This window comes from Streptomyces sp. NPDC018263 (genome assembly GCF_055562575.1).
The window spans coordinates 233,295-254,990 of the sequence record NZ_JBVHFA010000008.1 but is presented as its reverse complement, the minus strand read 5'-3'; the positions used below and the strand labels follow the sequence as shown (position 1 = coordinate 254,990).

The window sequence follows — 21,696 nt, the reverse complement described above, 5'->3', positions numbered from 1 at the left end:
GACCCCCTAATACGGGCGGGACGGGCCCGCTGATCAGTCCCACGCCAGGGCGAACGGACGAGGGCCTCCCGTATGCGTGTACCCACAGAAACGCCCCGGACCTGGACGATGGTTCCACCGGGTGGCACACCACACATCGCGGACCCGCCGTGCCGGACCGATGGTGGGATCATGAAGTGGACGCGCCCGTGGCGTACCGCGCGCCTGCCCGGCGTCCTGGCGGCCCTGACCGCCCTCGCCGCCCTGCTGCTCCTCGTACGGGGCAGCGAACGCGCCGTCACGGCCCGCAACGCGCATCCCGCCCCCAGCACCGCCCCCGCCCACCGCGCGCCCCGCCCGGCCATCCTGCCCCGCTCCGCCTGGCTCGACCGGGCCACCCTGCGCCGCCAGCCGCCGCCGCGCCACGACGACCGGGTCGTCGCCGTCTTCATCCACCACACCGACTCGCCGAACGACTACCACTGCGCCGACGCCCCGCGCGTCATCCGCTCGCTGTACTCCGGCCAGACCGGCGCCCGGCACTGGGACGACATCGGCTACAACTTCCTCGTCGACCGCTGCGGCACCATCTACGAGGGCCGCGCCGGGGGCGCCGACCGGCCGGTCACCGGGGCCCACACCCAGGGGTTCAACCACCGCTCGGCGGGCATCGCCGCACTCGGCACCTTCACCGCGGGCGCCTCCGTCCCCGCGGCCATGACCCACGCCATCGCGGCCCTCGCCGCCTGGAAGCTCGGCCCCTCCGACACCGACCCCCGCGTCCGCGTACGCCTCACCTCCACCAGCGACCTCAGCCGCTACCACTCCGGCACCCCCGCCAGCCTCCCCGCCGTCGCCGGCCACAACGACGCCTACGCCACCACCTGTCCCGGCGCGGCCCTCACCGCCACCCTCCCCGCGATCCGGGCCGAGGCAGCCCGCCTCCAGGGCCGCACCCGTTAGGGGGTGTCTCGTCGATCACGCCTGACCGGCGAGACACCCCCTAGCCCGCCACGACCGCCCACGCCTCGATCTCGACCCGGAACTCCGGCCGCACCAGCCCCGCGACCCGCACGAGCGAGCAGGCGGGCGGATGCTCCGGGTCCTGATGCTCGTCCCGGACGCGCCGGAAGGCGGCGAGGTCGCCGAGATCGGTCAGGAAGACGGTCAGCTTTGACCACGTGCCGCAGATCCGACCCCGCCGCCCGCAGCGCGGCCGCGAGGTTCGCGTAGACCTGCCGCACCTGCGCCTCGGCGTCCCCCTCGCCCACCGGCCGGCCCTCGGCGTCCATCGGGACCTGACCGGACGAAGGGCCCCATGATCACGCCGCGTCCCCGGCCGGGTCAACGCCCGCTCACGGCTTGAAGCGCTCCCACAGGGTGGGGTACCGGTCCGCAAGGGTGCCGTCGTTGTCGAAGTCGACGGGGGTGCCGGAGGGTTCGGTGGGGGCGGGGGCGATGCCGAGGTCGGGGGCGACCACGCCGGTCAGGCGTTCGTACGCCTCGTCGGCCGCGTAGCCGAGTTCCTCGCCGTCGCCGTCCATCTCCTCGTCGAACTCGTCCAGGAGGTCCGCGAGGGAGTCGGGGTCGTGGAGGGCGCCCTCGAAGACCTCGCGGCCCTGGCCGATGAGCCAGCAGCGGAAGTAGTCGAAGGCGTCGTCGCTCGCGCCGCCCAGCAGGAGGAAGGCCGCGCCCCACAGGTCCCAGCGGTAGGCGCGGTTGTAACGGGCCTCGAAGTGACGGGCGAAGTCCAGCACCATGTCCGGGTCGTACTGGAGCAGCCGGTCCACCAGCAGGTCGGCCTGCTCCTCGGGGTCGCCCTCGGCGGCCTCGCGGGTGGCGTCGATCAGCTCCCAGAACTCCGTCTCGTCCATCACGCCACCAGCATCGGGCCTCCACCCCCGCCCCGCACGCGGAAACGGCACGGGAACCCGCGGGAGAACGAAGAAGGGGTACGGCAGCATGCCGTACCCCTTCACCGGACCTCAGGCGGTCACAGCCCGTACTTCTCGCGGGCTTCCTTCACCGCCGTCGCCTTGACCTCGCCGCGCCGGGCGAGCTGGGCCAGGGCCGCGACCACGATCGACTCGGCGTCGACACCGAAGTGCCGGCGGGCCGCCGCGCGGGTGTCGGAGAGGCCGAAGCCGTCCGCACCCAGCGAGGACCAGTCCTGGTCGACCCACTGCGCGATCTGGTCCGGGACCTGGCGCATGTAGTCGGAGACCGCGAGGACCGGGCCCTCGGCGCCCTGGAGCGCCCGCCGCACGAACGGCACCCGCTCCTCGCCGCGCAGCAGGGCCGCGTCGGCGTCCATCGCGTCCCGGCGCAGCTCGGACCAGGAGGTCGCGGACCACACGTCGGCGGCCACCCCCCACTCCTCGGCGAGCAGCTTCTGCGCGTCCAGCGCCCAGTGGATCGCCGTGCCCGAGCCCAGGAGCTGGATGCGGGGGGCGTTGGCCGGGACGGTGACGCCCGCGGACTCGGCCGTGTTGAACCGGTACAGGCCCTTGACGATGCCCTCGTCGATGCCGGGGACGGCGGGCTTGGCCGGCTGCGGCAGCGGCTCGTTGTAGACCGTCAGGTAGTAGAAGACGTCCCTGTCCTCGCCGGGCGCGGCCTCGCCGTACATCCGGCGCAGACCCTCCTTGACGATCACGGCGACCTCGTAGGCGAACGCCGGGTCGTACGTCAGCGCCGCCGGGTTGGTCGCGGCGATCACCGGGGAGTGGCCGTCGGCGTGCTGGAGGCCCTCGCCCGTCAGGGTCGTACGGCCGGCCGTCGCGCCGACGAGGAAGCCGCGGCCGAGCTGGTCGCCGAGCTGCCACATCTGGTCGGCCGTGCGCTGCCAGCCGAACATCGAGTAGAAGATGTAGAACGGGATCATCGCCTCGCCGTGCGTCGCGTACGCGGTGGACGCGGCGATGAAGTCGGCCATCGAACCGGCCTCGGTGATCCCCTCGTTGAGGATCTGGCCGTTCTTGGCCTCCTTGTAGTACATCAACTGGTCGCGGTCGACCGGCTCGTACGTCTGGCCCTTGGGCGAGTAGATGCCGAGCGACGGGAAGAGCGACTCCATGCCGAAGGTGCGCGCCTCGTCGGGGACGATCGGCACCCAGCGCTTGCCGGTCTCCTTGTCGCGGACCAGGTCCTTGACCAGGCGGACGAACGCCATGGTGGTGGCGACGTTCTGCGAACCGGAGCCCTTGTCGAAGGAGGTGAACGCCTTCTCCGCCGGGGCGGGCAGCGGCGCCAGCGCGTGCGTACGGCGGGCCGGGGCCGGACCGCCGAGGGCCGCGCGGCGCTCCTGGAGGTAGCGGACCTCGGGGGAGTCGGCGCCGGGGTGGCCGTAGGGCACCTGGCCGTCGGCGAACGCGCTGTCCGCGATCGGCAGGTCAAGCAGGTCCCGCATCGCCTTGAACTCGTCCACCGAGAGCTTCTTCATCTGGTGGTTGGCGTTCTTGGAGGCGAAGCCCGGGCCGAGGGTGTGACCCTTGACCGTCTGGGCCAGGATCACGGTCGGCGCGCCCTTGTGCTCCACGGCGGCCTTGTACGCGGCGAAGACCTTGCGGGCCTCGTGACCGCCGCGCGACAGGTGGAAGCACTCGAGGATCTTGTCGTCGCTCAGCAGCTTCGCCATCTCCACCAGCGCCGGGTCGGCGCCGAAGAAGTCCTGGCGGATGTAGGCCGCGTCGCGCGTCTGGTACGTCTGGATCTGGGCGTCCGGCACCTGGCGAAGGCGACGGACCAGCGCGCCCGTGGTGTCGAGCTGGAACAGCTCGTCCCAGGCGGTGCCCCACAGCGTCTTGATCACGTTCCAGCCGGCGCCGCGGAACTGGGCCTCCAGCTCCTGCACGATCTTGAAGTTGGCGCGGACCGGGCCGTCGAGGCGCTGGAGGTTGCAGTTGATGACGAACGTGAGGTTGTCCAGCTCCTCACGCGCGGCGAGCGCGAGGGCCGCCGTCGACTCCGGCTCGTCCATCTCGCCGTCACCGAGGAACGCCCACACGTGCGAGGCGGAGACGTCCTTGATGCCGCGGTTGGTCAGGTAGCGGTTGAACCGCGCCTGGTAGATGGCGGAGAGCGGGCCGAGGCCCATCGACACCGTCGGGAACTCCCACAGCCAGGGGAGCCGGCGCGGGTGCGGGTACGACGGCAGGCCGTTGCCGCCCGCCTCCTGGCGGAAGTTGTCCAGGTGCGCCTCGGTCAGCCGTCCGTCGAGGAAGGCGCGGGCGTAGATGCCGGGGGAGGCGTGACCCTGGATGTAGAGCTGGTCACCGGAGCCGTCGGCGTCCGGGGACTCCTTGCCCTTGAAGAAGTGGTTGAAGCCGGTCTCGTACAGCCACGCGGCCGAGGCGAAGGTGGCGATGTGGCCGCCGACGCCGTGCTTGCTGCCGCGGGTGACCATCGCCGCCGCGTTCCAGCGGTTCCACGCGGTGATCCGGGTCTCCATCGCCTCGTCACCGGGCACGCCCGGCTCGGCGGCGGTGGGGATGGAGTTGACGTAGTCCGTCTCCAGGAGCTTCGGCAGCGCGACACCGCCCGCCTCGGCACGCTCCAGCGTGCGCCGCATCAGGTACGCGGCGCGGTGCGGGCCCGCTTCCCTGGCCACGGCGTCCAGGGAGGCGCGCCACTCGGCGGTCTCCTCGGGGTCGCGGTCCGGGAGCTGGTCGAGCGCGCTCGGCTGGATGGCGTTGGGGTCGGTCATCTCGCCGCCTTCCTCAGTCGAAGGGGGAATCCCTCATGGGTGAGGGTTCGGGGTTGCCCTTGGTCTTTGGCAGGACAGGGCGAGAACTCGGTAGAAGTCCGTCGGTGACAATAACTCCCTGATCGATGATCGATCAAAGGTTTGGGGACGAAAACCCGGTCTTGAGGCGAAAGTAGGCACCCGGTGTCTTTCGTCCAGGCACCCGGTGCCTTGTTTTCCCAGGTGAGCGGGGTGCTGCTCAGTCGGTTCAGGGGCGGTTCAGGGGCGGTTCAGGGGCGGGGCGCGCAGCCCAGCACGTGCGCCTTCACCAGCTCGGCGATCCGGGGGTCGCGGCGCTGGAACGCCTGCACCAGCTCCTCGTGCTCCTCGGCGTACGACTGCTGGACGGTGCCGAGCCAGCGGATCGACAGGGCGGTGAACACCTCGATGCCCAGGCCCTCCCAGGTGTGCAGCAGCACCGAGTTGCCCGCGGCGCGGACGAGTTCGCGGTGGAAGCCGACGGTGTGGCGGACCTGGCCGGTGCCGTCGCCGGCCCGGTCGGCCTCGTAGAGGGCCGCCACGTGGGGTTCCAGGGCCGCGCAGCTCTCCGCCAGGGTCTCGGCCGCGAGTTCCGCCGCGATGGCTTCCAGCCCGGCCCGTACGGGGTAGCTCTCCTCCAGGTCGGCCGCGGTCAGGTTGCGTACGCGGACGCCCTTGTTGGGGGCGGACTCGATGAGGCGGAGGGACTCCAGTTCGCGGAGCGCCTCTCGTACCGGGGTCTGGCTGACCTCCAGTTCGGTGGCGATCCTGCGTTCCACGATGCGCTCGCCCGGCTGCCAGCGGCCGCTGACGATGCCCTCCACGATGTGCTCGCGGATCTGTTCGCGCAGCGAGTGGATTACGGGCGCGGTCATGGGGGCTCCTTTTCAAGGGGCGTGGCTCTATGACCATACGGGGGCCCCGCGGGTGCCTGGCGGCGCATCGGGGGGCTTTTGCCCAGGTGAGACGAGTTGCACAGGGTGTTTTCGATCGGTCTCGCCGTGGGGGTGTCGGTTTGGGGTGGGTGCGGCGGCGTCGTGGCTGGTCGCGCAGTTCCCCGCGCCCCTGGGTGGGTGCAGTTCACCTGCGCTGAAACGGCGAAGCCCCCTGTCCTTCGACAGGGGGCTTCCTCACAGGCCAGGGAGTTACAGGCCGGGGAGTTACAGGCCGAGCTCTACCTCGAACTCGCCTGCTTCCAGGATCTGCTTGACCGTGGTCAGGTAGCGGGCCGCGTCGGCGCCGTCGACCAGACGGTGGTCGTAGGAGAGGGTCAGGTAGGTCATGTCGCGGACGGCGATGACCGTGCCCTCCTCCGTCTCCAGGACGGCCGGGCGCTTCACCGTGGCGCCGATGCCGAGGATGGCGACCTGGTTCGGCGGCACGATGATCGTGTCGAACAGGGCGCCGCGCGAACCGGTGTTGGAGATGGTGAAGGTCGCGCCGGACAGCTCGTCCGGGGTGATCTTGTTGGCGCGGACCTTGCCGGCCAGCTCCGCGGTCGCCTTGGCGATGCCCGCGAGGTTGAGGTCACCGGCGTGCTTGATGACCGGGGTCATCAGGCCCTTCTCGGAGTCCACCGCGATACCGACGTTCTCGGTGTCGAAGTAGGTGATGGTGCCCTCGGCCTCGTTGATGCGGGCGTTGATGACCGGGTGGGCCTTCAGCGCCTGCGCGGCGGCCTTGACGAAGAACGGCATCGGGGAGAGCTTGACGCCCTCACGGGCGGCGAAGGAGTCCTTCGCCTTGCCGCGCAGCTTCATCAGACGGGTGACGTCGACCTCGACGACCGAGGAGAGCTGGGCCTGCTCGGTCAGCGCCTTGACCATGTTGTCGCCGATGACCTTGCGGATGCGGGTCATCTTGACGGTCTGGCCACGCAGCGGGGAGACCTCCAGCGCCGGGGCCTTCTTCGCGGCGGCCGGAGCCTGGGCCGCGGCCGGAGCCGGGGCGGCGGCGGCCTTCGCGGCCTCGGCGGCGGCGATGACGTCCTGCTTGCGGATGCGGCCACCGACACCGGTGCCCTTGACCGAGGCCAGGTCGACACCGTTCTCGGCGGCGAGCTTGCGCACCAGCGGGGTCACGTAGGCGCCCTCGTCGGTCGCCTGGGTGGCGGTCGGCGCGCTCGGCGCGGTGGCCGGAACGGCCGGAGCCGGGGCGGGCGCGGGAGCCGGGGCCGGGGCGGACGGGACCGGGTCGGGGGCCGGCGCGGTCTGCTGCTGCGGAGCCGGAGCCGACGGGGCCTGCGGGGCGGGAGCCTGCGGGGCCGGGGCGGCGGGCGCCTTCGGGGCCTCGGGAGCGGCGGCCGGGGCGGCACCCGCGACGCCGATGACGGCGAGCTTGGCGCCGACCTCGGCGGTCTCGTCCTCGCCGACCACGATCTCCAGCAGGGTACCCGAGGTGGGCGCCGGGATCTCGGTGTCGACCTTGTCCGTGGAGACCTCGAGCAGCGGCTCGTCGGCCTCGACGGAGTCGCCCACCGACTTCAGCCAGCGGGTGACGGTGCCCTCGGTGACCGACTCGCCCAGCGCGGGCAGGACCACGTCGGTGCCCTCGGCGGAACCGCCGCCGGAGGTGGCCTCGGCGGTCGGCGCCGGGGCGGGCGCCTCCTGCTCGGTGGAGGGGGCGGACTGCGGGGCCTCGGCGGCGGGGGCCGGAGCCTCGGCGGCAGGGGCCTCGGCGGCCGGGGCCGCGGTCTCGGCGGGGGCGCCGGAGCCGTCGTCGATCAGGGCCAGCTCGGCGCCGACCTCGACGGTCTCGTCCTCGGCGACCTTGATGGAGGCCAGCACACCCGCGACGGGGGCCGGGATCTCGGTGTCGACCTTGTCGGTGGAGACCTCGAGCAGCGGCTCGTCGGCCTCGACGCGCTCGCCCTCGGCCTTCAGCCAGCGGGTGACAGTGCCCTCGGTGACGCTCTCACCGAGCGCCGGAAGGGTTACGGAAACCGCCATGGTTTCGGTTGCTCCTTAGGAATTGCGGAAGTCTGTGTCGTCGCGCCCGGGGGCCGAAGGCTCAGTCGTGGGCGTGCAGCGGCTTTCCGGCCAGCGCCAGGTGCGCCTCGCCGAGCGCCTCGTTCTGCGTCGGGTGGGCGTGGATGAGCTGGGCCACCTCGGCGGGCAGCGCCTCCCAGTTGTAGATGAGCTGGGCCTCGCCGACCTGCTCGCCCATGCGGTCGCCCACCATGTGGACACCGACCACGGCGCCGTCCTTGACCTGGACGAGCTTGATCTCGCCCGCGGTCTTGAGGATCTTGCTCTTGCCGTTGCCCGCGAGGCTGTACTTCAGGGCGACGACCTTGTCCGCGCCGTAGATCTCCTTGGCCTTGGCCTCGGTGATGCCGACGGAGGCGACCTCCGGGTGGCAGTACGTCACACGCGGGACGCCGTCGTAGTCGATCGGGACGGTCTTCAGACCGGCCAGCCGCTCGGCGACCAGGATGCCCTCGGCGAAGCCGACGTGGGCGAGCTGGAGGGTGGGGACGAGGTCACCGACGGCCGAGATGGTCGGCACGTTGGTGCGCATGTACTCGTCGACCAGGACGTAGCCGCGGTCGATGTTGACGCCCTGCTCCTCGTAACCGAGGTTCTGGGAGACCGGGCCGCGGCCGACGGCGGCGAGGAGGACCTCGGCCTCGAACTCCTTGCCGTCGGCGAGGGTGACCTTGACGCCGTCCTGGGTGTACTCGGCCTTCTCGAAGAAGGTGCCCAGGCTGAACTTGATGCCGCGCTTGCGGAACGCGCGCTCCAGCAGCTTGGAGGAGTTCTCGTCCTCGACCGGCACCAGGTGCTTCAGGCCCTCGATGACGGTGACGTCGGCCCCGAAGGACTTCCACGCGGACGCGAACTCGACGCCGATGACACCGCCGCCGAGGATGATCGCGGACTTGGGCACGCGGTCCAGGACGAGGGCGTGGTCGGAGGAGATGATGCGGTCGCCGTCGATCTCCAGGCCCGGCAGCGACTTCGGCACGGAGCCGGTCGCCAGCAGGATGTGGCGGCCCTCGATCCGCTGCCCGTTGACATCCACCGACGTGGGGGAGGACAGCCGGCCCTCGCCCTCGATGTACGTCACCTTGCGGGAGGCGATCAGGCCCTGAAGGCCCTTGTACAGGCCCGAGATCACGTCGTCCTTGTACTTCTGGACGGCGGGGACGTCGATGCCCTCGAAGGTCGCCTTGACGCCGAACTGCTCGCTCTCGCGGGCCTGGTCGGCGATCTCGCCCGCGTGCAGCAGGGCCTTGGTGGGGATGCACCCCTTGTGCAGGCAGGTGCCGCCGACCTTGTCCTTCTCGATCAGGGCGACGTCCAGGCCAAGCTGCGCTCCGCGCAGGGCCGCGGCGTAACCACCGCTGCCACCGCCGAGGATCACTAGGTCGAAAACGGTGCTGGCGTCGTTCGCCACGTCACGTCCTCCATGCATGTGCGCCTGTGCCGGTCTCCGATGACCGGCAGGCGGCTGGTGTCCGGCCGCTCAATGCTTCGGCCCTGTGGTGGGGGCCCTGTCCTGCCGGGCTCCATCTTTGCACCTGTCGGGGGTGCGACGGACGCCGGGCCGGGGTGTGAGACGCCCCACGTCCGCTCCGGACGCCTCACGCCGGGGGCGCGGACCCGCCAGGTCCGCGCCCCCCCAGGGTGCCGTGGCCGGGTCAGCCGAGGTCGCCGTCGGCGGTCTGCTCGGCCAGCCGCACCAGGGTGCGCACGGCGGTGCCCGTACCGCCCTTGGGCGTGTAGCCGAAGGGGCCGCCCTCGTTGAAGGCCGGGCCCGCGATGTCCAGGTGGGCCCAGGTGATGCCCTCGCCCACGAACTCGCGCAGGAACAGGCCGGCCACCAGGCCGCCGCCCATCCGCTCGCCCATGTTGGCGATGTCGGCGACGGGGGAGTCCATGCCCTTGCGCAGGTGCTCGGGGAGCGGCATCTGCCAGGCCGGCTCGCCGGACTCCTCGGCCATCTCGTGCAGCGAGGTGCGGAAGGCGTCGTCGTTCGCCATGATCCCGAAGGTGCGGTTGCCCAGCGCCAGCACCATCGCGCCGGTCAGCGTGGCCACGTCCACGATCGCGTCCGGCTCCTCGGCCGAGGCCGCCCACAGCGCGTCGGCCAGCACCAGGCGGCCCTCGGCGTCGGTGTTGAGCACCTCGACGGTCTTGCCGCTGTACATGCGCAGCACGTCACCGGGGCGGGTGGCGGAGCCCGACGGCATGTTCTCGGCGAGCGCCAGCCAGCCGGTCACGTTCACCTTGAGGCCGAGGCGGGCGGCCGCGACGACGGCGGCGAACACGGCGGCGGCACCGGCCATGTCGCACTTCATCGTCTCGTTGTGCCCGGCGGGCTTGAGCGAGATGCCGCCCGAGTCGTAGGTGATGCCCTTGCCCACGTAGGCGAGGTGCTTGTCCGCCTCCGGGTGCTTGTACGCCAGCTTCACCAGGCGCGGGGTGGACGCCGAGCCGCCGCCGACGCCGAGGATGCCGCCGTAGCCGCCGTCCTTCAGCGCCTGCTCGTCCAGCACCTCGATGGTCAGGCCGTGCTCGTCGGCCGCGGCCTGGGCGATCGCGGCGAACGCCTCGGGGTCCAGGTCGTTCGGCGGGGTGTTGACGAGGTCGCGGGCGCGGTTCAGCTCCTCGCCGATCGCCGTCGCGCGGTCGACGGCGGCCTGGTAGCCGGCCTCGCCCTCCGCGCCGCCGAGCAGCACGGCCTCGCCGAGCGGGCCGCTGTCGTCCTTCGCCTTGCCGTCCTTCGGGCTCTCCTTGTACGCGTCGAAGGCGTACGCGCCGAGCAGCACGCCCTCGGCGACCGCGGCCAGCGCGCCGGGGCCGTCGACGGGGAGCGCGAAGGAAGCCTTCTTGGTGCCGGACAGCCCGCGGGCGGCCACACCGGCGGCCCGGCGCAGCGCCTCGGCGTCGTACCCGGCGTCCGCCTCGGGCTCGGCGCCCAGTCCCACCGCCACCACGAGCGGGGTGTCGAGACCGGCGGGGGCGGGCAGCTTGGTCAGCTCGCCCTCGGCGCCCGAGGCACCGAGGGTCTTCAGGACGCCGGCCAGCCCGCCGTCGTACGCCTGGTCCACGGCCTCGGCACCGGGCGCCACGACGGGGCCCGTGCCGGCCTTGGCGACACCGATCACGATCGCGTCGGCCCGCGGGCCCGGCGCCGCGGCAGGCTTGAGAGTCAGAGCAGTCACGGTGGTGAAATCTCGCTTCCGATGTGAAGTTTGCTGGGGCCGTTTGCGCAAGCCGGTCGTCCGCGAGGGGCGACCGCCGCAAGGGGTGGGTCGACTCCCTGTCGGCGAACACCCGCCACGAGACTACGCGCGTACGTGCGATCGCTCATGGCCGAGGACCACCCCGGCCGCCCGCACTTCGGGCACCGCTGTCAGCCGGGCGGGACAACTTGCCCCGGGTACGGCACAGTTGCCGTGCTCAGCCGGTCCCGCCCAGGCACAGCACGAGCAGCGCCGCCGTGGCCGAGGTCTCCGCGAGGGCGCCGAACACGTCCCCGGTGACCCCGCCGAAGCGCGCGACGCAGCGGCGCAGCAGGAGTTCGGCCGGGACCAGGCAGAGCGGTACGGCCGCCGCCGCGCGCACCGCCTCCCACGGCCCGAGCAGCGCCCCGCCCGCCCCGGCCGCCAGCGTCACCGCCGCCCCCACCGCCAGCGCCCCCACCGCCGGCACCACCCCGGCCACCGCCGCCCCCAGCCCCTCCGGACGCGCCGCCGGCACCCCGGTGCGCGCGGCCAGCGTGAGCGCCAGCCGGGCCGCGACCCCGGAGACGACGGCCCCGAGCGCGCCCCGCGCCCAGGAGTCGCCGTACAGCCCGGCGAGCGCGGCGACCTGGGCCAGCAGCGTCAGCACCAGGGTGAGCACACCGAACGGCCCGATGTCGGACCGCTTCATGACGGCGAGCGCCTCCTCGGCGGGCTTGCCGCTGCCCAGCCCGTCGGCGGTGTCCGCGAGCCCGTCCAGATGCAGCCCGCGGGTGAGCGCGGCCGGCACGGCGGCGGAGGCGACGGCGGCGAGCAGCGGGCCCGCGCCGAGCAGCAGGAGCGACAGGCCGAGCCCGGCCGCCGCGAGGCCGACGGCCAGCCCGGTCAGCGGGGCGCACAGCATGCCCGCCCGCGCGGCCGTCCGGTCCCAGCGGCGCACCTGGACCGGGATCACGGTGAGGGTGCCGAAGGCGAAGCGTGGTCCGTCGAGGAGGCCGTCCGGCGGGGGTGTCTCGGGCATCGGCGCAGGCTACCGGGGCGGTCGCCGGGCCCGGTCGGCGGGCCGGGGATAAAGTGCGCACATGGGGCACTGGTGGGAGCGGAACATCCTGGAACCGGGCAAGCTTCCGCTGCTGCTGGCCCTCTTCTCGTTCGTGCTCACCTTCGTCGTGACCCGGATCATCGTCCGGCTGATCCGCGCCGGGAAGGGCCCGTTCGGCAACGTCCAGGCGGGCGGGGTGCACATCCATCATGTGGTGCCCGGTGTGGTGCTGACCGTCGTCGGCGGCTTCGGCGCCGTCGCCAGCGACCGGCACGGGGCGGGCGGCGCGATCGCCGCCGTGGTCTTCGGGACCGGCGCCGGGCTGGTGCTGGACGAGTTCGCGCTGATCCTGCATCTGGACGACGTGTACTGGAGCGCGGAGGGCCGCAAGAGCGTCGAGGTCGTGGTCATCACGGCCGCGCTGGTCGGGCTGCTGCTCGCGGGCTTCTCCCCGTTCGGCGTCAACGACCTCTCCCAGGACGAGCTGCAGGACCGGGGCGGGGTCATCGCGTTCGTCGCGGCCAACTTCCTCGTGTCGCTGGTCGCGTTGAGCAAGGGCAAGACCCGTACCGCCGTGTTCGGGGCGATCGTGCCGCTGCTGGCCCTCGCGGGCGCCCTGCGGCTGGCCCGGCCGGCCTCGTTCTGGGCGCGGCGCTTCTACGGCCGCCGCCCGCGTGCCCGGGCCCGGTCCCTGCTGCGGGCCTACCGGCACGACCGGCGCTGGGCGGGGCCCCGGCGGGTGGTTCAGGACTGGATCGGCGGCAAGCCGGACCCGTCCCCGGCCCGGCTGCCCAGGGGCGACTGAAGTCCCGCCAGGCACAGGACGCCCACGGCGAGCAGGGCCGCGAGGTGCTCCTTGCCGGCCAGGTTGTCCTTCAGCAGCACCTCGGTCACCATCGCGGCCGGTACCGCCGCCGCCGTCACGCGGGCGCGGTGCCGTACCGCGACGTACACCGCGAGCCCGACCACGGCCGCCGACGGGCCGGTGTCCACCACCAGCGCGTCCGAGGCGGGCAGGCCGAAGGGGGCGTGCGGGCCGAGGGCGATGCCGGCCCGGGCGTACAGGGTCCCGGCGAGGGTGGCGGCGTAGGCGATGAGCAGGGTGCGGCGGCGGCCCAGGCAGAGTTCCGCGATGCCGAACACGAAGAGCACCTGGGCCAGCGCGCCCCACACCGGCAGATCCAGCGCTGGCACGAACAGGGAGAGCGGGGTGCGCAGCAGGGCCAGCCACAGCGGATCGGCGGCCCGCACGGCACCGGCCGCCTCCACCAGGGCGAAACCCCAGGGCTGGTTCTGCACGAACTGGAGCAGCGCGGTCAGGCCCACCGCGGCGAGCGTCAGCGGGGCCGCGAGCAGCGGGCCGCGCGCGAGCAGCGCCGTGCGCAGGGCCGCGTACAGCGGGCCCCACTCGGCGCGCGCCCACGCTCTCACCGGTGGGTCTCCAACTGTCTGCGGTGCAGCCACTTCGGCAGGCCCGGCGCCTCGAGGAACCCCTCCGCGCGGGCCGCCGCCAGGGCGATGCGGGGCAGGTCGGCGCTCTTCTCGAAGAGCAGGAAGCGCGGCTCCCAGATGGGCCGGTACTTGGCGTTGGCCCGGTACAGCGACTCGATCTGCCACCAGCGGGAGAAGAAGCTGAGCAGCGAGCGCCACAGCCGCAGCACCGGCCCGGCGCCGAGGCGGGCGCCGCGCTCGAACACCGAGCGGAACACGGCGAAATTCAGCGAGACCTGGGTGACCCCGATCTCCCGCGACCGGCGCAGGAGGTCGATCACCATGAACTCCATCAGGCCGTTGTCGCTGTCCCGGTCACGGCGCATCAGGTCCAGCGAGAGCCCGCCGGGGCCCCACGGCACGAACGACAGCAGGGCGCGCAGCCGGCCCTCGGCGTCGGTGCACTCCAGCATCACGCACCGGCCGTCCTCGGGGTCCGCGAGCCGGCCCAGCGCCATGCTGAAGCCGCGTTCGGTGGCGCCGTCCCGCCAGTCGTCGGCCCGCTCCACCAGCCGGGCCATCTCGGCCGCCGGGATGTCCTCGTGCCGCCGCATCCGCACCTCGTACCCGGCCCGCCGCACCCGGTTGTACGCCTGGCGCACGGTGCGCATCGCGCGGCCCTCCAGGGTGAACTCCGCGACGTCCACAACGGCTTCGTCGCCGAGTTCGAGGGCGTCCAGGCCGTGCCGGGCGTAGACGGTCCCGGCCTCCTCGCTCGCGCCCATCACCGCGGGAATCCAGCCGTGGGCCCGCGCCTCGGTGAGCCAGGGCGCGATGGCGCCGGGCCATGCCTCGGGGTCGCCCAGCGGGTCGCCGGAGGCCAGGCTGACCCCGCCCACCACCCGGTAGGCGACGGCCGCCTTGCCGGTCGGGGACCACAGCACGCTCTTCTCCCGGCGCAGCGCGAAGTAGCCGAGGGAGTCGCGTTCGCCGTGCTTGTCCAGCAGCTCCCGCAGCCGCTTCTCGTCGTCCTCGGTGAGCGGGTCGACGGCACGGCGGGAGCGGAACGCGGCGTACAGGACGGCGAGGAGGAGGGCCGTGCTGAGCACATTGACGCTGACGTCGGCCCAGTTGGGCGGGTCGATGCCCAGGAAGCCGGACTCCTCGGTGGCCACCGAGACCAGGCGCAGCGTGCCGTACTGCCAGCGCTCCCAGAAGGTCGAACGGGCCGCGTCCGGCGCCTGGTTGGTGGCCGTCACCAGCAGCGCGGCAAGCAGTGAGGCGGCCGTACCGCCGCCCAGGGCGACGCTCGCGGCGAGCCGGGGGTTGGCGCGGTCGCCCTTGGCGTAGAACTCCCGGCGGCCGAGCAGCAGGACGGTGACGAAGGCGGCCGTCAGCGCCAGCGAGACCCAGTTCTGCGGGGAGCGGCGGATCTCCGGGAACGCCATGGTGACCGCGAACAGGGCCAGGAAGGCCCCGCTGAGCACCAGGTTGAGAATCCACGCGGCCCGCTTGCGCCGCCGCATGGTGATGGCCAGGAACGCGGTGAACACACCCGAGGCGAAACCGGCCGTCAGCAGGTACGGCGTGAACAGGTTCTCCTGGTTGTGGCGGCGCACGTCCTGGCCCAGCGAGACCCACACCGCGCTGAGGAAGTTGACGAACGCGACGGCCCGCAGGTACCAGACGGCCGCCGCGGCGGCCCGGCGGGACGACACCCCGCCCGGCCGCCGCCCCGGCTCGGTCCGCCGGTCCGGTTCCGTCCGCTGGTCCGGCTCGCTCCGTCGCTCGGCAACTCGGGCATCTCCCATGAGCGGGGATCATATGTCCGCATTTGCCGTGAATCGCGCTCATCGGCGCGGTGGGGTGCGCCCGCGCTAGAGGCTGCTCTCCTGGGACTCCACGGGCTCCGCAGACCCCTCGGACTCCGCAGGCTTCTCGGACTCCGCAGACTCGTCGGGCTTCTCCGTCTCCGCCCGCTCCGGCAGCTCGGCGGCCAGTGCGGCGGCCGAGCGGACCAGGGGGAGGGCCAGCAGGGCGCCCGCGCCCTCGCCGACCCGCACGCCCTGGGTCAGCAGCGGCTCCAGCGCCATCCGGTCCAGCGCCTTCGCCTGCCCCGGCTCGCCGCTGTCGTGGCCCGCGAGCCACCAGTCCGGCGCCCGGAACGCCACCCGCTGGCCCACCAGCGCGCAGGCCGAGGCCACCACGCCGTCCAGGATCACCGGCAGCTTGCGCACCGCGCACTGGAGCAGGAAGCCGGTCATCGCCGTGAGGTCGGCGCCGCCCACGGTCGCCAGCAGTTGGAGCTGGTCGCCGAGGACGGGGCGGGCCCGGCGCAGGGCGTCGCGGACGGCCGCGCACTTGCGCATCCAGGCCAGGTCGTCGATCGCCTCGCCGCCGCGCCCGGTCACCACCGAGGCGTCCGTGCCGCACAGCGCGGCCACCAGCACCGCCGCCGCCGTCGTGCCGCCCACGCTCACATCGCCGAGCACCACCAGGTCCGTACCGGAGTCGGCCTCCTCGTCGGCCACGGCCATGCCCGCGCGGAACGCCGCCTCGGCCTCCTCGGTGGTCAGCGCGTCCTCGACGTCGATCCGGCCGCTGCCGCGCCGCACCCGGTACCGGGTCACCTCGGCGGGGAAGGCGTCCGGGTCGCAGTCCAGGGCCAGGTCGACCACCCGTACCGGCACGTCCAGCCGGCGGGCCAGCACCGCGGCCGGGCTCGCGCCCTCCAGCACCGCCCGGACCAGGTCGGCCGCGCCGCCCTCCGGACGCCGGGAGACGCCGAGGGCGGCGATGCCGTGGTCACCGGCGAAGAGGACCAGCTTCGGGTGCTCGACGGGCCGTACCGGCACCGCGCCCTGCGCGGCCGCCAGCCACTCGCCCAGCTCGTCCAGCCGGCCCAGCGCGCCGGACGGTACGGCCAGGCGCTCCCGCCGTGCCTCGGCGTCCCGGCGCACGCCGCCGTCCGGGCGCTCGATCAGATCGGTGAAGTCGTCGAGTTGAAGGCTGTCCATTCGCGGAACAGTACCGCCCGCGCGCGAGGCGCCCCGCGCCACACCGCCACCACGCCCGGCGCACGTCATTGCACCCAAGATCGGCATCCCATACGTTCCGGTTTACCGCGAAATGCCGTACAGGAGCCGCCATGCCGTCCTCGCCCTCCGCCCCGCAGGTCAGCGACCGGTTCCCCGGCCCGCGCCGCGAGGACTGTCCCTGGTGCGGCTCGGGCCGCCTGCGCACCCGGCTGCGCGGGCCCCGCGCGCTGGCCCTCGACGAGTGCGGGGCGTGCGCCCACGCCTTCCAGAACCCCCGGCCGCCCGCCGGCGCCCCCTCACCGGCCGGCCGCCGCTCCCACCGGGCCACCGCCCGCGCCCTCGCCGGACTGACCGACCCCGAGAGCTGGCTCGACGTCGGCACCGGGCACGGCCACTTCCCCGAGGCCGCGCGGGAGTTCTTCCCGTACACCAGCTTCGACGGGCTCGACCCCACCGCGCGGGTCGAGCGGGCGCTCGCCGAGGGGCGGGTCGAGGAGGCCCACCGGGGGCTGCTCACCACGCCCGGCGTCACCGACCGGCTGCGCGCCCGCTACGACGTGGTCAGCCTGCTCCACCACCTGGCCCACGTCCCCGACCCGCGCGCCGAACTCCGTGCCGCGCTGGCCGTGCTCCGCCCCGGCGGCCACCTCGTCATCGAGGCCGCCGCTCCCGACAGCGCCTACGCCACCCTCCTGGGTCCCCACTGGCTCCCGCACCGGCACGCCCACCTGCTCCCGCTGCCCAACCTGGAGGCCGAACTCCTCGCGCTGGACTGCGCGGTCACCACCACGGCCCGCGTCCACCAGCCCCAGGACCTCACCGCGACGTTCCCCCGGCCCCTGCGCGCCCCCCTGACGGCGGCCACCGCCCTGGACCGCCTCCTGGCCCCCCTGACCCGCCGCACCCGTTTCGCCAACACGTACCGCCTGGTGGCCCGCAAACCAGGCCGGTTCTAGCCCCGCAGCACCAGCGCCTGCCCCGCCACCACCAGGACGACCTGCTCGCACTCCGAGGCGAACGCCGTGTTCAGGCGGCCCAGTTCGTCGCGGTAGCGGCGGCCCGAGGGGGTGGCGGGGACGATGCCGGAGCCGACCTCGTTGGAGACGGCGACCACCGTGCGCGGAGTCTCGCGTACCGCCCGGGTCAGTTCGTGGACCCGGTCGCGCAGCGCCTTCTCGCCGCCGTCGGCCCACTGGGCGTCGTCCCAGGCGCCGACCGCGTCCATCACGTCGGCGAGCCAGAGCGAGAGGCAGTCGATGAGCAGGGGCGGGCCGTCCTCGGCGAGGAGCGGCACCAGGTCCGTCGTCTCCGCCGTACGCCAGGAGCCGGGACGGCGTTCGCGGTGTGCGGCGACCCGGTCCGCCCACTCGCGGTCCCCGGCGCGGGTGCCGCCCGTCGCCGCGTAGACCACGTCCGGGAACGACTCCAGCCGCCGTTCCGCCTCCACCGACTTGCCCGAGCGGGCGCCGCCCAGCACCAGCGTCCGGCGCGGCACGTCCGGGACCAGGTCGTACGCGCCCACCACCAGCGTCACCCCGTCCGGCACCGCCCGCGCCCCGGCCGCCGCCAGCCGCCGGGGCAACTCCGTCGCCTGCGGCACGTCATGGTCCAGGTGGACGGCGACGACATCGGTGGCCGGACCCACCCCGCCGGCCGCCCGCAGCCGGGCCAGCGCGTCCGGGCGCCCCACGAGATCGGCGAGCACCATGTGGTACGGCTCCGCCACCCGCTCAAGCCCCGCCGGGGAGCCGCCCGGCGGCAGGTACAGCAGCCTCAGCCCGTCCGGCCCGGTCACCTCGTACCCGGTGCCGCCCGCGTCCATCGCCAGCGCCCGGACCCGATGCCCCGTCAGGAGGGTCAGCTCCCGGCCGTCCGGCACCCGGACCGGCTGGGGCAGCCCGGCCGGGACCTCCACGGCGGGTCCGTCGTGCGGGTGGGTCAGCAGCACCTGGCGGACGCGGCCCAGCGAATGCCCGGCGCGGGCCGCGGCGAAGGCGGCGCCCGGTGTCAGGTCCAGCAGCAGGGCCCCGTCCACCAGCAGGGCGGTGGCCGCCCGCGCGTCCGGGCCGAGCGCGCTCGCGCACACGGCGCAGGGGCAGTCGGGGCGGGGCAGTCCCGAGGGGGCACCGGTGCCGAGCAGAGTGACGTCCACGGAACCGATTTTCACCCGTCCCGGCGGCGCCCGCGCACCGGGTCACCTGAGCGGACGATGATCCACGATGTCCTGTGGGCGGCGCCGCCGACCGCATACGCTGCCCGCAGGAGTCGGATCGAAGGAGGCCCGCATGACAGCTTGGACGTGGCGGTTCGAGAAGGCCGACGGGACGGAGGTCCCGCCCGCCGTGGAGCCCGAGGAGTTCACCACCCAGGGCGACGCCGAGTCCTGGGTCGGCGAGAACTGGAAGGCGCTGCTGGAGGGCGGCGCGGACCAGGTGCGCCTCTTCGAGGAGGGCACCGAGATCTACGGGCCGATGAGCCTCGACGCCGAAGGGGTCTGACCCCGGCCCAGCGGGGGCGGGGACAGTCCCGCTCCCGTCTGGGTGCCCTCACTGCTCCCCGAGCGTCACCTCGGCCGTGCGCCGCGCACCCGAGCGCTCGTAGGTGACCTCGACCTTGTCGCCGGGCTTCTTGTCCGCCAGCACCTCGGCGAGTTCGGTGGTGGTACCGACCGGGCTGTCGCCCAGCCGGGTGATCACATCGCCCGCCTTGAGCCCCGCCTTCGCCGCCGGGCCGCCCTGCGACACCGTGACCACCGCCGCCCCGGCGGGCCGGTAGCCGTCGTCCACCACCGTGCGGACCGTGACGCCCAGGGCGGCCCGGCCCGAGTCGGTGACCTTGCCGGTGGCGATGATCTGCCCGGCGACCGTACGCACCATGGACGCCGGGATGGCGAAGCCGATGCCCGGCGCCGCCCCGCCCTCCATGCCGGGGTCGGCCGCGCCCAGCGTCGGGATGCCGATGACCTGGCCGTTCAGGTTCACCAGGGCGCCCCCGCTGTTGCCCGGGTTGATCGCGGCCGAGGTCTGCACCATGTTGGGGATCGTGGCGCCCGTACCCCCGTCGTCGCCCGGCTCGCTGACGGTCCGTCCGGTGGCCGAGACGATGCCCTGGGTCACGCTGGAGGACAGCCCCAGCGGTGAGCCCATGGCCAGCACGATCTGGCCGACCTCCACCTCGTCCGAGCCGCCGAACTCCGCCGGGCGCAGGCCTGCCGGGACCTTGTCCAGCTTGATCACCGCGAGGTCCTGCTCGGGGTAGGAGTAGACGAGGCTCGCCGACAGCGGTTCCTCGCTGCGGGCCGTGGTCACCCGGAAGGTCTTCTCCGAGCCGACCACGTGCGCGTTGGTGACGAGGTGGCCCTTGTCGTCGTAGACCACGCCCGAGCCGAGGGACTGCCCCGCCTGGATCTGCACCACCGAGGGCAGGACGTCCTTGATGACCTTCTGGTACTGGTCCTGGAGGTCGTCCGCCGCCATCGGCAGCGCGGCCTGCGCGGTCGACGGGCCGCCCTTCCGGGCCGAGGTGGCCGGGTCCGAGCAGCCGGCCACGAGGACGGCGGCGCACACCAGCACGACGGCCACGGCACCCCTGCGCCGGGCCCGGATACGGGAAGCGTCCATGGACGAGTCTCCCCACGGGTCATGCGGACCGGCCCGCCAAGTACGCCCGAACGGGACTACCCCCGCACCCCGCACAGGTGCAGCAGCTCCGCGACCCCCCGGTACGGGTCCGTGCGGCCCGCGCGTTCCTCGACGGCGAGGAGGGTCTCCAGCTCGTCGGGGGAGACGGGGGAGACGGGCGCGGAGGGGACACGGTCGGTGAAGACCTGGACGCCGTACCAGGCGTACAGCGGGGCGGCGATGCCGTGCAGGGTGGCCGTCAGGGCGGCCAGGCGGTCGGCGCGGCCCTCGGGGGCGGGGGCCGCCGGGGCGTCGCCGTCGGCCTCGGTGCGGGAGCGGGGGAGCAGGGCGGCGCTGTCCAGCGCGGCCAGCGCCCCGGCCCAGTCGCCGCAGAGGCCGGGCCCCATGGCGAGGGCGTCGCCGTTGCGCACCAGCAGGGACAGCAGCCCGCCGGGCGCCAGCATCCGGGCCAGCCCGGCCACCAGCGCGTCCGGCTCCTCGACGTGCATCAGCACCCCGTGGCACAGCACCACGTCGAAGCTGCCCGGCAGGAAGTGCACCCCGGTGTCCCGGCCCTCGCCCTGCACCAGCCGGACCCGCTCGCGGATGCCGTCCGGCTCACCGGTCAGCGCCGCACGGGCGGCCGCGACCAGCTCCGGGTCGCGCTCGACCCCGGTGACCATGTGGCCGAGCCGGGCCAGCCGCAGCGCCTGCGCGCCCCGGCCCATGCCGACGTCGAGCACCCGCAGCCGCCGCCCGACGGCGAAGGCACGGGCGAGCTGCTCGTCCAGTTGCCGGGTGACCAGGTGCTGCCGGATCAGCTCGCCCGGCGTGTGCGGCCCCGCGAGGGCCGCCGTGCCGTGAGCGGCGTCTGCGCTCAGGGCCGCTCTCCGCGCTTGACCTGCGGCTTGGGCAGCCGCAGCCGGCGCATCTGGAGCGAGCGCATCAGGCCGTACATGACCGCGCCCCGGCGATTGGCGTCCGGGAACTTCTCGGCGAGCCGCTTCCGCAGCCGGTAGCCGCTGAAGGCGGAGTCCACGAGGATCAGCACGATCACGATCAGCCACAGCAGCAGCGCGATGCTCTGGATCGAGGGAACCCGCACCACGCTGAGGATCAGGATCACGATGGCCAGCGGCAGGAAGAACTCCGCCACGTTGATCCGCGAGTCGACCCAGTCACGGGCGAACTTGCGCACCGGCCCCTTGTCCCGGGCGGGCAGGTACCGCTCGTCGCCCCCGGCGAGCGCGCGGCGCTGCCGGTCCAGGGCCTGACGGCGGTCCTCGCGCTGCCGCTTGGCGGCGTCCTTGCGGGACACGGGCGTACTGGCGACACTGCGGCGCTGGGTCTGGGCCTCACTGCGCTTCGGCGTGGGCCGACCCTTGGGGGCCTGCGGGTCGCGGGGCTGCATGGAGCCGGTCACCTGCGCCTTGTCGGCGGGTGCCTTCTCTTCCTTCGCACGGCTACGGAACACAAAACCCAAGGGTACGGGCATCACCGGCATGGACCCCAGTCCCTCGGGGAACGATCCGGCAACGCCGGACGTCTATCGGGGTACGAAGAGGACGTCACCGGCGCTTTCCGGGCGAGTCGTGCCCCGGCGCGGCGTCATCCCCGGGGACCACCTACTCCTCACGCCGGAGGGTCCGGGCCCGGGCTCGTCCTTGGGGAGG

General features: G+C 73.6%; 19 protein-coding genes and 1 pseudogene. 4 read left to right on the top strand and 16 right to left on the bottom strand.

Annotated elements, in window-relative coordinates:
- The first annotated feature begins 171 nt into the window (after positions 1 to 171).
- Complete coding sequence (locus tag ACZ3HQ_RS24015; RefSeq protein ID WP_467513910.1) at positions 172 to 942, top strand: peptidoglycan recognition protein family protein; 771 nt, start codon at positions 172 to 174, stop codon at positions 940 to 942.
- 40 nt (positions 943 to 982) lie between these two features.
- Here the strand turns inward: ACZ3HQ_RS24015 and ACZ3HQ_RS24010 are convergent, their stop codons facing one another.
- From ACZ3HQ_RS24010 to ACZ3HQ_RS23970, 9 genes and pseudogenes are all read right to left on the bottom strand, one after another.
- Positions 983 to 1,138 carry a RidA family protein gene (locus tag ACZ3HQ_RS24010; RefSeq protein WP_467514182.1) on the bottom strand — a complete coding sequence of 52 codons (156 nt, stop codon included), beginning with the start codon at positions 1,136 to 1,138 and terminating at the stop codon, positions 983 to 985.
- A 76-nt stretch (positions 1,139 to 1,214) separates the two neighbouring features.
- Positions 1,215 to 1,271 (bottom strand): annotated as a pseudogene (locus ACZ3HQ_RS24005) (hypothetical protein); the annotation flags it as partial.
- 63 nt (positions 1,272 to 1,334) lie between these two features.
- Complete coding sequence (locus ACZ3HQ_RS24000; RefSeq protein ID WP_467514180.1) at positions 1,335 to 1,853, bottom strand: DUF4240 domain-containing protein; 519 nt, start codon at positions 1,851 to 1,853, stop codon at positions 1,335 to 1,337.
- 119 nt (positions 1,854 to 1,972) lie between these two features.
- Complete coding sequence (aceE, locus tag ACZ3HQ_RS23995; RefSeq protein ID WP_467513908.1) at positions 1,973 to 4,684, bottom strand: pyruvate dehydrogenase (acetyl-transferring), homodimeric type; 2,712 nt, start codon at positions 4,682 to 4,684, stop codon at positions 1,973 to 1,975.
- Between the two features lie 269 nt (positions 4,685 to 4,953).
- Positions 4,954 to 5,577, bottom strand: coding sequence for a GntR family transcriptional regulator (locus ACZ3HQ_RS23990; RefSeq protein WP_359707845.1), 624 nt, complete (start codon positions 5,575 to 5,577; stop codon positions 4,954 to 4,956).
- A gap of 285 nt (positions 5,578 to 5,862) precedes the next feature.
- On the bottom strand, positions 5,863 to 7,650 hold the full coding sequence (gene sucB / locus ACZ3HQ_RS23985) for a 2-oxoglutarate dehydrogenase, E2 component, dihydrolipoamide succinyltransferase (RefSeq protein WP_467513907.1): 1,788 nt from the start codon (positions 7,648 to 7,650) through the stop codon (positions 5,863 to 5,865).
- Positions 7,651 to 7,711: 61 nt separating this feature from the next.
- Positions 7,712 to 9,100 (bottom strand): dihydrolipoyl dehydrogenase, encoded by a 1,389-nt coding sequence (gene lpdA / locus ACZ3HQ_RS23980; RefSeq protein ID WP_467513906.1) that lies wholly within the window; start codon positions 9,098 to 9,100, stop codon positions 7,712 to 7,714.
- A 244-nt stretch (positions 9,101 to 9,344) separates the two neighbouring features.
- Complete coding sequence (locus tag ACZ3HQ_RS23975; protein WP_467513904.1) at positions 9,345 to 10,871, bottom strand: leucyl aminopeptidase; 1,527 nt, start codon at positions 10,869 to 10,871, stop codon at positions 9,345 to 9,347.
- 238 nt (positions 10,872 to 11,109) lie between these two features.
- Positions 11,110 to 11,913, bottom strand: a complete 804-nt coding sequence (locus tag ACZ3HQ_RS23970; RefSeq protein WP_467513903.1) for an adenosylcobinamide-GDP ribazoletransferase — start codon at positions 11,911 to 11,913, stop codon at positions 11,110 to 11,112.
- A 61-nt stretch (positions 11,914 to 11,974) separates the two neighbouring features.
- On the opposite strand from ACZ3HQ_RS23970, the gene ACZ3HQ_RS23965 reads away from it, so the two are divergent.
- Entirely contained in the window at positions 11,975 to 12,739 is a 765-nt protein-coding gene (locus tag ACZ3HQ_RS23965; RefSeq protein WP_467513902.1) for a hypothetical protein, read from the top strand.
- Here the strand turns inward: ACZ3HQ_RS23965 and ACZ3HQ_RS23960 are convergent.
- From ACZ3HQ_RS23960 to cobT, 3 genes are all read right to left on the bottom strand, one after another.
- Positions 12,679 to 13,365 carry a hypothetical protein gene (locus ACZ3HQ_RS23960; protein WP_467513900.1) on the bottom strand — a complete coding sequence of 229 codons (687 nt, stop codon included), beginning with the start codon at positions 13,363 to 13,365 and terminating at the stop codon, positions 12,679 to 12,681. The genes ACZ3HQ_RS23965 and ACZ3HQ_RS23960 overlap by 61 nt on opposite strands.
- Entirely contained in the window at positions 13,362 to 15,176 is a 1,815-nt protein-coding gene (locus ACZ3HQ_RS23955) for a phosphatidylglycerol lysyltransferase domain-containing protein (RefSeq protein WP_467513899.1), read from the bottom strand. The genes ACZ3HQ_RS23960 and ACZ3HQ_RS23955 overlap by 4 nt, the downstream gene beginning before the upstream one ends.
- Before the next feature lie 66 nt (positions 15,177 to 15,242).
- The gene (gene cobT / locus ACZ3HQ_RS23950; protein ID WP_467513897.1) at positions 15,243 to 16,382 is read right to left on the bottom strand and encodes a nicotinate-nucleotide--dimethylbenzimidazole phosphoribosyltransferase; all 1,140 of its coding nucleotides are present in this window, start codon (positions 16,380 to 16,382) and stop codon (positions 15,243 to 15,245) included.
- Between the two features lie 131 nt (positions 16,383 to 16,513).
- On the opposite strand from cobT, the gene ACZ3HQ_RS23945 reads away from it, so the two are divergent.
- Complete coding sequence (locus ACZ3HQ_RS23945) at positions 16,514 to 17,359, top strand: class I SAM-dependent methyltransferase (protein WP_467513896.1); 846 nt, start codon at positions 16,514 to 16,516, stop codon at positions 17,357 to 17,359.
- Here the strand turns inward: ACZ3HQ_RS23945 and ACZ3HQ_RS23940 are convergent.
- Positions 17,356 to 18,555: a bifunctional adenosylcobinamide kinase/adenosylcobinamide-phosphate guanylyltransferase gene (locus ACZ3HQ_RS23940; RefSeq protein ID WP_467513894.1), complete on the bottom strand. Its 1,200-nt coding sequence runs from the start codon at positions 18,553 to 18,555 to the stop codon at positions 17,356 to 17,358. The two genes, ACZ3HQ_RS23945 and ACZ3HQ_RS23940, sit on opposite strands and share 4 nt — an antisense overlap.
- 133 nt (positions 18,556 to 18,688) lie before the next feature.
- On the opposite strand from ACZ3HQ_RS23940, the gene ACZ3HQ_RS23935 reads away from it, so the two are divergent.
- Positions 18,689 to 18,901, top strand: coding sequence for a hypothetical protein (locus ACZ3HQ_RS23935; protein ID WP_135785599.1), 213 nt, complete (start codon positions 18,689 to 18,691; stop codon positions 18,899 to 18,901).
- A gap of 48 nt (positions 18,902 to 18,949) precedes the next feature.
- Here the strand turns inward: ACZ3HQ_RS23935 and ACZ3HQ_RS23930 are convergent, their stop codons facing one another.
- The 3 genes from ACZ3HQ_RS23930 to ACZ3HQ_RS23920 are packed head-to-tail and all read right to left on the bottom strand — an operon-like array spanning position 18,950 to position 21,497.
- Complete coding sequence (locus tag ACZ3HQ_RS23930) at positions 18,950 to 20,023, bottom strand: S1C family serine protease (protein WP_467513893.1); 1,074 nt, start codon at positions 20,021 to 20,023, stop codon at positions 18,950 to 18,952.
- Positions 20,024 to 20,079: 56 nt separating this feature from the next.
- Entirely contained in the window at positions 20,080 to 20,841 is a 762-nt protein-coding gene (locus ACZ3HQ_RS23925; RefSeq protein WP_467514179.1) for a class I SAM-dependent methyltransferase, read from the bottom strand.
- 59 nt (positions 20,842 to 20,900) lie between these two features.
- The gene (locus ACZ3HQ_RS23920) at positions 20,901 to 21,497 is read right to left on the bottom strand and encodes a DUF3043 domain-containing protein (RefSeq protein ID WP_467513892.1); all 597 of its coding nucleotides are present in this window, start codon (positions 21,495 to 21,497) and stop codon (positions 20,901 to 20,903) included.
- Between the last annotated feature and the right edge of the window lie 199 nt (positions 21,498 to 21,696).

Bases quoted from the DNA above. Each gene is read 5' to 3' on its own strand.
- ACZ3HQ_RS23930 (WP_467513893.1), bottom strand. From the start codon at position 20,023: ATGGACGCTTCCCGTATCCGGGCCCGGCGCAGGGGTGCCGTGGCCGTC.
- sucB (WP_467513907.1), bottom strand. From the start codon at position 7,650: ATGGCGGTTTCCGTAACCCTTCCGGCGCTCGGTGAGAGCGTCACCGAG.
- ACZ3HQ_RS23970 (WP_467513903.1), bottom strand. From the start codon at position 11,913: ATGCCCGAGACACCCCCGCCGGACGGCCTCCTCGACGGACCACGCTTC.
- cobT (WP_467513897.1), bottom strand. From the start codon at position 16,382: ATGGACAGCCTTCAACTCGACGACTTCACCGATCTGATCGAGCGCCCG.
- aceE (WP_467513908.1), bottom strand. From the start codon at position 4,684: ATGACCGACCCCAACGCCATCCAGCCGAGCGCGCTCGACCAGCTCCCG.
- ACZ3HQ_RS23945 (WP_467513896.1), top strand. From the start codon at position 16,514: ATGCCGTCCTCGCCCTCCGCCCCGCAGGTCAGCGACCGGTTCCCCGGC.
- ACZ3HQ_RS24000 (WP_467514180.1), bottom strand. From the start codon at position 1,853: ATGGACGAGACGGAGTTCTGGGAGCTGATCGACGCCACCCGCGAGGCC.
- ACZ3HQ_RS23935 (WP_135785599.1), top strand. From the start codon at position 18,689: ATGACAGCTTGGACGTGGCGGTTCGAGAAGGCCGACGGGACGGAGGTC.
- ACZ3HQ_RS23990 (WP_359707845.1), bottom strand. From the start codon at position 5,577: ATGACCGCGCCCGTAATCCACTCGCTGCGCGAACAGATCCGCGAGCAC.
- ACZ3HQ_RS23965 (WP_467513902.1), top strand. From the start codon at position 11,975: ATGGGGCACTGGTGGGAGCGGAACATCCTGGAACCGGGCAAGCTTCCG.
- ACZ3HQ_RS23955 (WP_467513899.1), bottom strand. From the start codon at position 15,176: ATGGGAGATGCCCGAGTTGCCGAGCGACGGAGCGAGCCGGACCAGCGG.
- ACZ3HQ_RS24015 (WP_467513910.1), top strand. From the start codon at position 172: ATGAAGTGGACGCGCCCGTGGCGTACCGCGCGCCTGCCCGGCGTCCTG.